Here is a 14,307-nt window from a genome sequence, read left to right on the forward strand (position 1 = left end):
GAGCGGAATACTATCAATTTGCATGAGGCCATAACTCCCACTAGCCATTGAGAACCGCCAACGAGGAGCAATCTGATGTCGCTGAATTCCGATCCTGCTTTCTGGGCCTCCGCCAACAAACATCTCACGCGCTATGGGCCCGGTTTCGAGGCGATCATCGTGGAACGCGCGGAGGGAAGCTTCGTCTATGATGCGGACGGTCGCGCCGTTCTGGACTTCACCTCCGGACAGATGAGCGGTGTTCTCGGCCATACTCACCCTGACATTGTTGCGACCGTCGACTGGCAAATGCGGACGGTCGCCCATCTCTTCAGCGGCATGCTGTCGCGGCCCGTCGTCGAGCTCGCCACGCGCCTTGCCGCGCTTGCGCCGGGGCTCGACCGGGTTCAGCTTCTGACAACGGGCGCTGAGTCGAACGAGGCGGCCATTCGCATGGCGAAGCTGGTGACCGGCGGCCACGAGGTCGTCGCCTTCGCGCAGAGCTGGCACGGAATGACGGGGGCCGCCGCCTCGGCGACCTACAGCGCCGGCCGAAAGGGATACGGTCCCGCCGCCGCCGGCTCGTTCGTGATCCCGGCGCCGAACGCCTACCGGCCGCGGTTCACCCACCCGGATGGGAGCAATGATTGGCAAACGGAGCTCGACGATGCCTTCTCGTTGATCGACCGGCAGTCGACGGGCAGCCTCGCGGCGTTCATCGCAGAACCGATCCTTTCGAGCGGAGGGATCCTCGAACTTCCGCCGGGCTACCTCGCCGCGCTCAAGCGCAAGTGCGAGGAACGGGGCATGCTGCTGATCCTCGATGAGGCCCAGACGGGCATCGGCCGGACTGGGCATATGTTCGCCTTCCAGCGTGACGGCGTGACGCCCGACATTCTCACCTTGTCGAAGACATTGGGCGCCGGGCTGCCGCTTGCCGCCGTCATGACGACGGCGGAGATCGAGCAAAGGGCCCATGAAAGGGGCTTCCTCTTCTATACCACCCACGTCTCGGATCCGCTGCCAGCGGCGGTCGGCGTAACGGTGCTCGACGTGGTCGAACGTGACGGCCTGGTCGAACAGGCGATCGCGCGCGGCGAGCTGCTGCGCAGGGGTCTCCTGTCGCTTCAACAAAGGTTCGAATGCGTCGGCGATATCAGGGGGCGCGGCCTTCTCCTTGGGCTCGAAGTTGTCGCTGATCGGCAGACGAAGGCTCCGGGCTTCGATCTGGGTGCCAGGGTCATGGAGGAGGCGATGCGGCGCGGTCTCAGCATGAACATCGTCAAGCTTCCCGGGATGGGCGGCGTCTTTCGCATCGCTCCGCCACTGACCGTTTCGGACGGAGAGATCGATCTCGGACTGGAGATCCTGTCGGCTTCCATCGACGCGGCCATGCGTGCCGGCTGAACGCGCTCGCGTGCAGATTTTCGTTTCATCCCAAGATACCGCCAACCCGCATCGGAAACCTGATGCGGGTTGGCCTGTCCCGTTGGCAGGTTGAAGCATAGCGCCAAAGCCATCATGGACGCGACCTTGCAGCCGATAGGGGCGGCGTCGTCATTCTGTTTTCGTCGACGTGGCGCGCATCGCCGTTAAATACGCGCCTGGCGGCTGGACCCGAACTCGCAGGAAACATAACTCCACGATTATGATTTTGGCCCCATATTTCATTTTTACATCACCGTTTGGCATGGCAAGTTGACGCCTATCAAATCAACGGGGTTTGTGAGGACGATGCGGGTTCGGGAGCGATCGGCGTCGCAGGGAGGAAACATGAAACGGATGATTCTGGCTGCGATCGCGGCTTTGGCAATGAGCGGCGCGGCCTATGCCGACACGATCAAGATCGGTGTTGTCGGTCCATTCTCCGGTCCGTTCGCGCTTCAGGGCAAGAACTTCAAGGCTGGCATCGATGCCTATATGTCGCTGAACGGCAGCAAGGTCGGCGACGACGATATCGAGATCATCTATCGCGACGTGCCGCAGGCCGATCCGGCCCAGGCGAAGGCGCTGGCACAGGAACTGGTGGTGAAAGAAGGCGTGCAATATCTCGCCGGCTTCTACTTCACGCCGGATGCCATGGCGGTAACGCCGCTCCTTACCCAGGCGAACGTGCCGCTCGTCATCATGAACGCGGCAACCTCGGCGATCGTCACGAAGAGCCCGCTCGTCGTGCGCACCTCGTTCACCACATGGCAGACCTCGACGCCGATCGCCAAGGTCGCGAAGGACGCCGGCGTTTCCAAGGTCATCTCGGTCGTCAGCGATTACGGCCCGGGCGTCGATGCCGAGAACGCCTTCAAGGCGGGCTTCGAAGCGGCCGGCGGTCAGGTGGTCGAGGCGATCCGCATGCCGCTCGCGACCAATGATTTCTCGCCGATCATGCAGCGCATCAAGGATTCGGGCGCCGAGGGCGTGTTCGCCTTCCTGCCGTCCGGTCCGACGACGCTCGGTTTCGTCAAGGCCTTCAAGGAGAACGGCCTGAAGGACGGCGGCATCAAGTTCTTCGCCCCCGGCGACCTGACACAGGAATCCGACCTGCCGGCACTCGGCGAGGCGGCGCTCGGCATCCAGACGACCTTCCATTACGCGGTTTCGCATGACTCGCCTGAGAACAAAGCCTTCGTCGAAGCAGCCGGCAAGGCGATCGGCAACCCGGCCGAACTCTCGTTCCCTTCGGTCGGTGCCTATGACGGCATGCATGTCATCTACAAGATGATCGAGGCGACCGGTGGCGAGCAGGATGCGGCCAAGGCAGTGGAGGCCGTAAAGGGTCTCTCCTGGACAAGCCCGCGCGGCCCCGTGACGATCGATCCGGAATCACGCCACATCACGCAAAACATCTACCTGCGCGAAGTCGCCAAGGCTGATGACGGCACCTACTACAACAAGGAAATCCAGACCTTCGAGAAGCAGGGCGACCCCGGTCTCGCTGCGCTGAAGTAGGCAGGTTGGGGCGGGCGCACAGCGCCCGCCGACACCGATGATGCGCTGATCGGCGGCGCCCATGAACGAAGCCATGTGCCCGCCCCGCGACGTCACAGTGCTGGCGCAGGAGTAGCGCTCCGCGCATATAATGCGCCCAGAATCCGGCGCAGCAAAAACTGGAAGAAAGGGCACGGATAGCCCCATGCAAACCGTCCTCAGCATTGCGATCGATGCCCTTGCCTATGGCATGGTGCTCTTCGTCATCTCCATCGGCCTTTCGGTGACCATGGGCCTGATGCGCGTGGTCAATCTTGCGCACGGCGCCTTTGCCATGATCGGTGGTTACATCGCCTCCTATGCGGCGCGCGATCTTGGCCTTGCCTATGGCTTTGCCGTGCTGCTTGCGATCTTCGGCACCATCGTCATTGCCGTGCCCATCGAACGACTGCTCTACCGGCGCATCTATGGCGCGCCGGAACTGACCCAGGTGCTGATGACCATCGGCATCACCTTCTGCATCATCGGCATCGCCAACTACGTCTTCGGCCCGACGTTGAAGACGGTGCCATTGCCGAGCGAATTGCAGGGATCGGTGGATCTCGGTTTCCGGGCGATCGCCACGCACCGCATCTTCGCAATCGTCTGCGGCCTCGCAGTTGCCGCCGGCCTCTGGTACGCGATCGAAAAGACCGCCTTTGGCGTGAAGCTGCGTGCCTCGGTCGACAATGCGGCGATGGCTGCCGCCCTCGGGGTGCGCACGGAGATCGTCTATGCCGTGAGCTTTGCGGTTGCCGTCGGGCTCGCCGCCTTCGGCGGCGTCGTCGGCGCCGAGTTGCTTCCGGTCGAGCCCTATTATGCGCTGCGCTACATGGTGACCTTCCTGGTCGTCGTCTCCGTCGGCGGTGCCGGGTCGATCCCGGGTGCGCTCGTCGCCTGCCTGCTGCTCGGCGCGATTGATACGACCGGTCGCTATCTCATGCCGGAATTCGGCGAGTTCTTCTTCTATCTGGCCGTGATCGCGATCATCTGCGTCTTTCCGCGCGGGCTCGCCGGGAGGGCCAAGGGATGACCATGACGACGACGAACGACATGATTGCGGCATCCCCAGCGCGCCGGCGTTTCGGCGGTGGAGACCTCATCGGCCTGGCGATCATCCTGCTGGTCGCGGTGATCGGCTATTTCCTCTTTCCCAACAATCTGGCGCTTCTGACCCGGATCATCGCCGCGGCACTTCTGGTGCTGTCGCTGGATCTCGTCACCGGCTATTGCGGCGTGGCGACACTCGGGCACGCTGCCCTCTTCGGCGCCGGCGCCTATGCAGCGGGCATTGCCTCGGCGCATTACAGCATCAACGATCCGCTTGCCATGCTGGCGTTCGGCATCGTGGCCGGTGCGGTTGCGGGGCTTATCTGCGGCGTCGTGATCCTGCGCGCCCACGGTCTTCCGCAATTGGTTTTGTCGATCGCGCTCATCCACCTTTTCCACGAGTTCGCCAACAAGGCATCGTCATGGACCGGCGGTAGCGACGGCCTTTCCGGGATCGCGCCGACTGCGCTCCTCGGACTCTATGAGTTCGACCTCTGGGGCCGCACGGCCTACGTCTTCGGCGTCGTGTTGCTCGCCATCGTCTTCGTGCTGTTGCGGCTGATCGTGCGTTCGCCCTTCGGCATGCTGTGTCGTGGCATCAAGGAAGATCCAGTCCGCATCCGCTCCATGGGCGCGTCGCCGAAGATCGCGCTGACGAAAATGTACGTGATATCCGGCGCCGTTGCCGGCGTCGGCGGGGCGCTGAACGCGATCTCAACCCAGGTCGTCGGCCTCGACAGCCTCTCCTTTACGATGTCGGCCGAGAGCCTTGTCATGCTGGTGCTCGGCGGCACCGGCTCCCTCTTCGGCGCGCTGACGGGCACGGTGGTCTTCATGTTCTTCGAGGATGTGGTCTCGGCCGCCAACCCCTTCCATTGGCTGACGATGGTGGGTGCGCTGCTGATCGCCGTCGTCTTGTTCGCGCCGAAGGGCCTCTACGGCACCGCGGCCGCCTTCGTTGCCCGCCGCCGGGAGGCCAAGTGATGCAGCCGATCTTCGAAGTCCGCAATTTGAAGCGCGCCTTCGGTGGCCTTGCGGTCACCAACGATGTCAGCCTCAGTATGGCGCCGGGAGACCGGGTGGCGCTGATCGGCCCGAACGGTGCCGGCAAGACGACGTTCGTCAATCTCGTTACCGGCAACCTTCGGCCTGACTCAGGCGAAGTGCGCATCGCCGGCGAGCCCGTGACCGGCGTCGACGCGATTGGCCGCGTTCGGCGCGGGCTTGTGCGCTCGTTCCAGGTGACGCGGCTTTTTGCCGACATGACGCCGGCCGAGCATGTTGCGCTTGCCGTGCTTCAGCGGAGCGGCCGCGCCGGTCGTCTCTTCGGCAATTTTCTCGGCATGTCCGATGTCATGGCCGAGGTTCAGGAACTTCTCGGCAAGCTCGGCCTCAAGGAACTGATGCACCGCAAGGTGAGCGAGATCGCCTATGGCCAGCAGCGACTGCTGGAGATAGCCGTCGCCCTGGCGCTGAAACCGAGGGTGCTGCTGCTCGACGAGCCAGCTGCCGGCGTGCCGCAAAGCGATACCGGCCGCATCGAGCAGGCGCTGGCCGATCTGCCTGCCGGCCTCGCCGTGCTGATGATCGAGCACGACATGGATCTCGTCTTCCGCTTTGCCAAGCGCGTGGTGGTGCTGGCTGCGGGCGCGATCATCTTCGACGGTTCGCCGTCGGAGGTCACCAAGGACCCGCGCGTCCGGGAAGCCTATCTGGGGAGCTATGCCAATGCCAGCCACGCCGCTTGAGGTGGAAAACCTGTCCGCGGGCTACGGCCCGACGCGCGTGCTCGAAGGCGTGTCCTTTGCCGTTCCGGCGGGCGCCCGCCTTGCCGTTCTTGGCCGCAATGGCATGGGCAAGACGACCCTGCTTGCGACCCTTGCCGGCCAGACGCGGCGCTATGACGGACGCATCCGCATGGGCGGTACCGATGTGACCGCGCTGCCGAGCGCCTCGCGCGCCATGCAAGGGCTTGGCTTCGTGCCGCAGGCGCGCTGCGTCTTCCCGACGCTGACCGTCGAGGAGAACCTGTTCGTCGGGCTCAAGAACCGTCCGAAGAGCGCCATCCAGGAAGCCTACGACATGTTTCCGCGGCTTCACGAGCGGCGAAGAAACCTCGGCAGCCAGCTTTCCGGCGGCGAGCAGCAGATGTTGTCGACGGCGCGTTCAATCCTCGGGCGGCCCTCGATCCTTCTGCTCGATGAACCGCTGGAGGGGCTGGCACCCGTCATCTGCGAGGAACTGATGAAGGCCTTTGCCGAACTGGCGAAGACCGGCGACATGACCATCCTGCTGGTCGAACAACGGATCCAGAGCGCCCTCGACTTTGCCGATCAGGTGATCGTGCTCGAGCGCGGGCGCATCGCCTGGAGTGGAACGCCGGAAGCGCTCGCCAGAGACCACGATGCCGTCGAACGGCTGCTGGGAGTGGGCGGCCTCCACTGAACCGGAAACGGCTTACTTCGGTCGTTAACGGACAACGAGACGGCTGCGCTCGCGCTCGTAGTAGCGTGCGAGCGGCGGCAGGGCATTCTTCAGTTGGTCGAAGACCGCATCATCCACCAGAAGCGCGCCATCATACTTGGCTTGCACGAAGGACCGGTGCCGCTCAAGCGCTTCCTTCTTAGCGCCGACAGTGACGGTGAAGACGGGCGATACGGTGCTGCGTCCCTTGACGGTAATCCGATCCAGTTCGGCGATAGGGAAGGTTTTTTCCACGAGACGCGCAGTTTCTTCGCCGAGGAGCAGCGAGATGCCGTAGTCCTTGGAAGCCCCTTCGAGACGCGATGCGAGATTGACCGCATCGCCGAGGGCGGAATAGTCGAAGCGCTGGTGCGAACCCATGTTGCCGACGACGCACTCGCCGGTGTTGATGCCGATGCCGATTCGCAGCGTTTGCGCGGGCCGCCGCTCCCGCTTCGCCTCAGCCTCCAATTCCTCGTTGACCCGCGCGAGCGCTGTAAGCATGTCGAGCGCTGCGCGCACCGCGTGAACCGCATGGTCGGGGTCGTCAAGCGGCGCATTCCAGAAGGCCATGAGGCAGTCGCCGATATATTTGTCGATGGTTCCGCCCTGTTTCAGCACCGCATCCGACAGCGGCGTCAGTAGGCGGTTGACGAGTGTCGTCAACCGCTCAGGATCGTCCTTCATCTCCTCAGCGATGGTGGTGAAGCCGCGGATGTCGCAGAAGAGGATCGAAAGCGTGCGGCGTTCGCCGCCGAGCTTCAGATGCGACGGGTCTTTCGCCAGTCGTTCGACAAGGGCGGGGGAAAGGTACTGCTGAAAGGCGCGGGTGATTTCATGGCGCCGTCGGCGCTCTTCGGCATAGTCAAGCCCGGCCTGGCCGGCGGCCACGGTCAGGAAGGCGAGCCCCGGGCCGAGCGGCGAGAGGAAGACATGCCCGAGGCGCATGGCCACATAACTTGCCAGCACAATAAGGCTCAGCGCGACAATGGTGGATCCGAGCGTGCGCCACCCCGTTGTTCTGAGCACCGCGAAGGCGGCGAGGATCGCCGCAAACGCGATCGCCGCGATCACAACGGGTCGTGGAGCCCGCTGGATGTAGAGTTCGTGCGCAAGGTTGTCGTAGATCGTCGCCTGCATCTCTACGCCGGAAACGAGCTTGTTCGAATGGACGGTATCGGACGTCGCGAATGCGTCCGCGCCCCCATCGGCAATCGACGGAGCGTTCTGCAAGCTGAGCCCGACGAGGACCACCCGATCGCGAAAGGTACCTTCCGGCAGGAAATTGGTGGGATCGAGCGCCTGGTAATAGGAGACGGTCGGATAGGTTCGCGCCGGTCCGAAGACCTGGATGAGGGCATCGGTCGGGGGAGGTTGCGTCCGCGTGCCGGCGATCCCGGCCAGAACGGCGGCAAAGCCGTCGGGATAGTCCGGGATGGAGCGTAGCGTGCCGTCGCCACCAAGGTTGACCGAGGCAATCCCGGTTCTTGCTCCCTTAGCGGTGAAGCGGGCAAGGGGCTCGGTGCGCACGAACTGGTCGGCCTGCGGCGCTTCCACCAGCGTCTGGTCGCCGGCAAGGACGACGCCGGTATCAAGAGCTTTTTCCAGCTCGTCGTCGTTCACCGGATCGGCCGACGGCTCGGCGAAAATGACGTCCATGCCGATCGCGCGGGCGCCGGCCTTGCGCAGCGCTTCGATGAGACGGGCGTGCAGCGCGCGTGGCCACGGCCACTGCCGGCCGATCTCGGCCATCGAGGGTTCGTCGATGGCGACGACGACGGGGCTGTTTTCGGGCAGTGGCGGTGTGCCGATGGTCGACAGATAGTCGAAGCTGCGCAATTCGTTGAGCAGCCAGGCATTGGACAAGGTCGCAAGCGAAAGCGCGATGCTGACGAAGGCGGCAAGACCCAGAAGCTTCAGCCGCCGCAACGCGAGGCGACGAGCATCCAACTGTCCGTATCGGCCGCCCGATGCCTGCACGGCGACGTACTCCTTGATCAGAACCGCACCTTGACTGTGCCCTTGAACGTCGGTCCCCAACCGGGGAGACCGCTTCTGAGCTCGAAGTCCTCGTCAAGCAGATTGAATGCCGCCAGGTCGACTTCGATCTGCTTGTCGAAGGGCTCCCATTGCAGCGATGCGTCGAGCGTCCAGAAGTCATCGAGCGTCACCCCGCCGGCCGGCCGTGAGCCGATGTAATTTGCGGCGATCGTTGCCTTCACGTTTGCGGTATTGACCCAGGTCAGCGCTACCTGGCCGGTGTTATCGGGTACGAACAGTAGCTCGTCCAACTGATTGACGGTGTTTTCCCTGACGTCGGCCTCCGTGTGGGCGGCCGCCAGGGAAAGGCCGAAACCGTGGCCGATTGCAAAGTTCGCGGTCGCCGCGACCCGGTCCAGCCCCACTTTGGCGTAGTCCAGATTGATGGGGGACAGCGGGACATTGAGCGACAGTTCGCGCACCTCCTGGTGCTGGTAGTCGAGCGCGGTGAAAAGCCAGTTGTTCCACTCCGCGTCCCAGCGGAACGCCAGAGTGTCGGCGTAACCTTCTGCACTGAAGCGAAGTTGGTTGGGCTGCAGGGCGACGATGCCGATCGGAGCGAGGGTGGCGACATCGAAGTTCAAGCCATCGCGCATGGCGGCGGCCCTCAACCAATGACCCTCCGCGGGCGCCCAGGCGATGCCGAGCTTCGGTTCGAGCCGGATGTTGCCGTCGTTGGCATCCTCGATGTAGCGGGCAAACAGCGCGCCTTCTGCCTTCAGGTCCGGCGTGATTTCGTAGATTGTATCGATATAGGCCTTGGCGACGGTCTGCGCCGCGGATGTCGAGACGGATCCGATGAAGGGGGTGTTGTTGCTGCCGACCGTCATCGCAAACGGATCGAAGATGTCGAACGAACTGTCGGAGCGAACAACGCCGCCTTCGATCCCGTAGCGCCAGGTGAAGTCGCCGTCTCCGTAGAGGTGATTGATGGCAGCGATATAGGTTTTCTGCTTTTCCTCGCTGCGGCTCGTTGCAAGGTCCGGTAGCCCGACGCGGGAGGCGCTGACCTTCTCGTTTTCCACGACATCCCGATCAGAAAAGAAAAGGGCGGCATTGGCGATGTTGCGGTAGCCGAAGGTGTGGCTCCAGGCGACGCCGGACAAAAGTCTATCGGCCTTGTCATCGAGGAGGTTGTCGAGGCTCGTGGTCGGATAGTCGAGGACACTCTTGTCGTCATCGAACTTGCCGTAATTGGCATAGGCGACGATCCGGTCGTCCGGTGTCGGCGAGGCGGTCAGATAGCCGTTGCCGCCGAGCAGGCGCGTTTCACGCTCGATCGCCAGACCCTGCCCGAAGTCGATGGTATCGCGCGGCTCCTCCCAATGGAGGTTGCCGTAGACACTGATCGGGAAGGGCGAGAAAGTGAGCCCGCGTAGTTCCGCCTCGCCGATCCAGCCGGTGTGATCGTTGTCGGCAATGATGCCGCCGCCAAGTGCTGCTTCAAAGAATGGCCGCTGGACGATATTGGCCGTGCGTTCGCGGCTTGCCAGCATATGCGGTTCGATCAGCAGACCCTGGAAGAAGGCGGAGAAGCTCTGCGGGTTGGCGGTGTTGACGACCGGGCTGCCGTCGAAATCATAGTCGTTGAACAGCGGATTGACGCTGCCGTGGATCGCCTGGTCGACATAGCTCGATCCCGTGAACGGATCGAAGACCACATCGCCGTAATATTGCCCCCAGACGTTCAGCCCCTGCAGACGAAAGGCGTCGTTGAGCGTCGAGCCGGCGTCCTGGTTGGCGCCAAGGGCTGCACTTTCGCCGCCGCGCGCCCGGGTTCGGCGCATCAATTCCTGGGCATATCGGATCGCCGCGTCGGAATCATATTCGTCGATCGCAATGGCGGTCCGCATCTGCATGATGACCGGATCGTTCGGATCAAGGCGATCGGCATTGTCGAGCGCTTGCGCGGCGGGGATGCGGTCGCCCTTTTCGTAGTAGGCGCCCGCCAGCAGCAATTGGGCGTTAGAGTAGGCGGGATTGGCGGTCGAACCGGCGAGCAGGTCGTTCAGGGCCTTGTCCAGATCGCCCGTCTGCATGTGGTAGCGCCCGCGTGCGACCAGAGTGATGTCGAAGGACGGGTCGGCGGCCAGGGCCGCGTCGATCTCAGCCTTCGCTTCCTTCATCCGGTTTTCGTCGAGATAGAGGATCGAGAGATTGGCGTGGGATACCGGGTCGCTGGGATCAAGTGCGATCGCCTGCTTGAAGGCCCTTTCTGCTGCGCGGTTGTCGCCCCTTTGTCCCTGAACCAGGCCAAGCGAGTTCCAGAGAGAGGAGGAGCCCGGAGCCGTCTTCAGTCCAGCCTCCAGGTCTGCCAGCGCGCCATCAAGGTCGTTTTCGTAATGGTAGCGGTAGTCGGAGCGGGCTTCGAGCGCAGTCGGGTCCGCAGGGTCGATGGCAAGCGCCTTCGCGATGCCATCGCGGACCTGTTCCCGGTCGTCGAGCAGCAGCGCAAAGCGCGCGCGGGCGGCCGGCAGGGTAGGATCATCGGGATATTGGCGCTCGGCTTGCTTGAGCGTTTCGATGGCGGCGCGGATATCGTCGCGGAAACCGTTGGTCCAGGCCTTGGCCATCGCGCCATAGGCACCGGTCGTACCCTGCGGCGGTGCCTCGACCCGATCCGGATTGGCAAGCGCCCGGGCGAAATAGCCACCATAGGCAGCGATGGAACGCCGCTTGGCATCAAGTCCGCGGGCCGAGTGTGCAAAAAGCTTTGCCGCATCGTCATAACGCTTCTCCGAGCCGGCGATCAGGGCATCGATGAGATCGGCGCGCGCCTGCTGTGTTGCGCCGAGCCGTCCGCGGCGCGCCTCGGCCAGAGCTGCCTGGGCCTTCTGGCGGCCGTCGAGTGTCAGGTAGATTTCAGAGAGCGTCAGCCAGTCTTCGACCGAGCGCGACTCGGGGCGCTTGCCCTCGATGCGTTCGCGTTCCCCACGCATGTCGGGCACGCGAAGCGGCGTCGCCGGCATCCAGACGAAGGAATCGCGCAGCGACAGATGGAAAAGCATCTGCTCGCGATCCTTCGGATTGACGACCACCACCTTGGACGGCGCCTTACCGATTGCCGCGACCGCGCCTTCGCCTTGGGCAACCGTGACGCTGCCTTGTGCGTTGCTGAGTTCGACGATGCCTTCGAGCACGATCAGCGAGGTCTTGCCGTCAGGGCCAACGGTCAATGTCCAATCGGTGCCGCGAATGGCGGCCGTTGCGGCCGGCGTATCGATTGCCAGGCCCTGTCCGCCGCGTTCCGCACGTGCCCAGATCGTGCCCGATTGCAGTTCGAGATTGGTGTCGCCATCCGCCCCCATGCGCTTGACGCGCAGGGCCGTGTTGCGGCCGAGCCGGATCTGCGTGTGGTCGGAAAAGAGAACCGCAAGCGCGCCGGTTGCGTTGGTGCGCAGCACGTCTCCGGACAGCAAATCCTGGGCGAGATCGACGAAGCGCCAGTTGGAGACATCGACGAAGCGAACTTCCTCACCGGATTTGCGGGCGATTACCGATCCGGCAACGGGCGGCGTCCGCTGAACCGGCTCAGCGAATGCCATGCTTGGACAGAGTATCGCTGCCGTAGCTAGCAGTACCCGAAGTCTTTGCCGCCCCATCTTTGTTCCCGTCTCCACCCCGCCATGGATTCAGTGAATTTCGACCAGGTCAAAGTCAATAGTGTTCGAATATTCTAAGTTGTTTTCCAAGCAATGTGTCTTATTCGGGAAACAGCTTCCGCAACCTATTCGCTCGGTTGCAGCATTTGGCCGCTGAATGACGAAGGGCGCCCATCGGGCGCCCCTCGAATTGCCGTGCGTGGCGAGAGATTCCTGCCCGTCCGGGAAGAATCAAACCGAAGCCTTCACCCGCTCCCAAGCATTCATCAGGTGACGGCCAAGAACCTCCGACAGCTTTGCCTTGTCACGGGCCTCGAGCGCGACGATCATCTCTTCATGTTCGGCAACGGCATCTGCCCATTTCTCCGGTCCCTCGTGGCCGATGAAGCGGATGCGCTTCAATCGCGTCTGCAGCACCGCATGCATGTCGGCCAAGGCGGCGTTTGCCGCGAGTTGGACGATGGCGGAATGGATCTGCTGGTTGAGCTTGTAATACTGCAGCCGGTCGCCGGCCTTGTAGCGCTGGACCATCTCGTCGTGCAGCGCACGCACTTCGGCAATGCCCGCGTCGCTTGCCGCCTCGCAGGCGAGCTTGCCGGCGAGCTCCTCCAGCGTCTGCAGGACCGTCAGCATGTCATGTACGTCCTTGGCGCTGAAGCGCTTGACGACGGCGCCCCGGCTCGGGACGAGCTCCACCAGTCCTTCGCTCGCCAGGTACTTGATGGCTTCGCGCAGTGGCGTGCGCGACACGCCCAGTTGTTCGCCGAGCTGGCCTTCGTGCAGGCGGGTGCCGGGCGATAGATCGCCCTCGATGATCATGTCGCGCAGGTGGCTGACCAACGTGTCGTGCAGGGCCGTGCGCCTGATCGGGCCAGGGCCGCCATCCGGCCGTCTCTCCAGAGATGTGATTTCGTTCATTGTTTTGCTTCTGCACCTGGCGACTGGGTGTCGACCGTCTGTTCCCGTTCGTGCCGATTGAATCAGCGCTGTCTCATTAAAGCATGGAGACCGCCTGTCCCATCGTCAACAGAAAATGCTGCATACAGAATACAAAAGACTTGATGCAGAATTTTGAATAACGTATGACAGCAACCGAAAGAATGAAGCGGAGGACATCTCACATGACGACCAACGGTGCTGCCGGTCACGGCGCGCGTCCTGTCATCGCGCTCGCCATGGGCGATCCGGCGGGTATCAGCCCGGAACTCACGGCAAAGCTTCTGGCGCTTGCCGATATCCGCGAAGCCGCACACATCATCACGATCGGTGATCGCAGGATCCTGGATGAAGGCGCCAAGGCTGCGGGCGTGAAGCTCGATCTCGAGCCGTCGACGCTTGAGGATCTGGAAAAGGCCGGCACGTCGCGCCACGTTTTCGTCGACCTCGCCCACCTTGATCCGGCAGATGTCGTGCGCGGCGAAGCGACGCTTGCGGGCGGAACCTTTGCTACCCGGAACTTCCGCGCCGCGCTCGAACTGGCGCATGCCGGCAAGGCCGACGCCGTCTGCTTCACGCCCTTCAACAAGAAGGCCATGCGCTTTGCCTATCCGGGCTATGACGACGAAATCCGTTTCGTTGCCGATGTTCTCTGCTTCACCGGCAAGGTTCGCGAGTTCAACGTCCTCGAGAAGGTCTGGAACGCGCGCGTCACCTCGCACATTCCACTCAAGGACGTGGCTGACAACCTCTCGGTCGACGGTATCATCGCCGAACTCGAGCTGACCCGGGCCTGCCTCAAGGAGGCGGGTTATGAAGAGGCGAAGATCGCGGTTGCCGGTCTCAACCCGCATGCCGGCGACGGCGGCAGCTTCGGCATGGAAGAGATCGACATCATCGAACCGGCGGTCGAAAAGGCGAAGGCACTCGGCTTCAACGTCGAGGGGCCGTTCCCGGCCGATACCGTTTTCGGTCGCGCTCTCAAGGAAGGCTACAACGCCGTCCTCACCATGTATCACGACCAGGGCCAGATCGCGATGAAGCTGATGGGCTTCGACAAGGGCGTGACCATGATGGGCGGTCTGCCTTTCGCGCTCTGCACGCCGGCCCATGGCACGGCTTATGACATCGCCGGCAAGGGCATTGCCGACGTCGGCGCCAGCCGCCAAGCGCTGCTGCTCGCCGTGCGCATGGCAAAGAAAAAGGCCGCGCTCAAGGCCGCCGCCTGATTTCGCACGCTTTCACGCAATAACGGCGCAGGAGGAGGTCTTGC

General features: G+C 63.2%; 10 protein-coding genes. 7 read left to right on the plus strand and 3 right to left on the minus strand.

Features of this window, described 5'->3' with window-relative positions; all coding sequences use genetic code 11:
- Positions 1-75 precede the first annotated feature (75 nt).
- The 6 genes from AC3WWH_RS29475 (at position 76) to AC3WWH_RS29500 (ending at position 6,438) form a co-directional block, all read left to right on the plus strand.
- On the plus strand, positions 76-1,386 hold the full coding sequence (locus AC3WWH_RS29475; protein WP_113399457.1) for an aspartate aminotransferase family protein: 1,311 nt from the start codon (positions 76-78) through the stop codon (positions 1,384-1,386).
- Positions 1,387-1,752: 366 nt separating this feature from the next.
- Positions 1,753-2,925: an ABC transporter substrate-binding protein gene (locus AC3WWH_RS29480; protein WP_058323237.1), complete on the plus strand. Its 1,173-nt coding sequence runs from the start codon at positions 1,753-1,755 to the stop codon at positions 2,923-2,925.
- A 184-nt stretch (positions 2,926-3,109) separates the two neighbouring features.
- A complete protein-coding gene (locus tag AC3WWH_RS29485; protein ID WP_057251667.1) occupies positions 3,110-3,976 on the plus strand; it encodes a branched-chain amino acid ABC transporter permease in 867 nt (288 codons plus the stop codon).
- Positions 3,973-4,977, plus strand: coding sequence for a branched-chain amino acid ABC transporter permease (locus AC3WWH_RS29490; protein ID WP_113399458.1), 1,005 nt, complete (start codon positions 3,973-3,975; stop codon positions 4,975-4,977). The genes AC3WWH_RS29485 and AC3WWH_RS29490 overlap by 4 nt, the downstream gene beginning before the upstream one ends.
- Entirely contained in the window at positions 4,977-5,741 is a 765-nt protein-coding gene (locus tag AC3WWH_RS29495) for an ABC transporter ATP-binding protein (protein WP_113399459.1), read from the plus strand. Before AC3WWH_RS29490 ends, AC3WWH_RS29495 begins: the two co-directional genes overlap by 1 nt.
- On the plus strand, positions 5,722-6,438 hold the full coding sequence (locus AC3WWH_RS29500; protein WP_058323239.1) for an ABC transporter ATP-binding protein: 717 nt from the start codon (positions 5,722-5,724) through the stop codon (positions 6,436-6,438). The genes AC3WWH_RS29495 and AC3WWH_RS29500 overlap by 20 nt, the downstream gene beginning before the upstream one ends.
- A gap of 24 nt (positions 6,439-6,462) precedes the next feature.
- On the opposite strand, the gene AC3WWH_RS29505 is transcribed toward AC3WWH_RS29500, so the two are convergent.
- From AC3WWH_RS29505 to AC3WWH_RS29515, 3 genes are all read right to left on the minus strand, one after another.
- Positions 6,463-8,436 carry a CHASE2 domain-containing protein gene (locus tag AC3WWH_RS29505; protein ID WP_280938338.1) on the minus strand — a complete coding sequence of 658 codons (1,974 nt, stop codon included), beginning with the start codon at positions 8,434-8,436 and terminating at the stop codon, positions 6,463-6,465.
- Positions 8,437-8,453: 17 nt separating this feature from the next.
- Positions 8,454-12,041: a FecR domain-containing protein gene (locus tag AC3WWH_RS29510; protein WP_280938339.1), complete on the minus strand. Its 3,588-nt coding sequence runs from the start codon at positions 12,039-12,041 to the stop codon at positions 8,454-8,456.
- A 288-nt stretch (positions 12,042-12,329) separates the two neighbouring features.
- A complete protein-coding gene (locus tag AC3WWH_RS29515; protein WP_058323241.1) occupies positions 12,330-13,016 on the minus strand; it encodes a GntR family transcriptional regulator in 687 nt (228 codons plus the stop codon).
- A gap of 203 nt (positions 13,017-13,219) precedes the next feature.
- Between AC3WWH_RS29515 and AC3WWH_RS29520 the strand changes: the two genes are divergently transcribed.
- Positions 13,220-14,263, plus strand: a complete 1,044-nt coding sequence (locus AC3WWH_RS29520) for a 4-hydroxythreonine-4-phosphate dehydrogenase PdxA (RefSeq protein WP_492377360.1) — start codon at positions 13,220-13,222, stop codon at positions 14,261-14,263.
- Positions 14,264-14,307: the final 44 nt, after the last annotated feature.

The organism is Ensifer sp. EB106-03-01-XG145 (genome assembly GCF_058792075.1).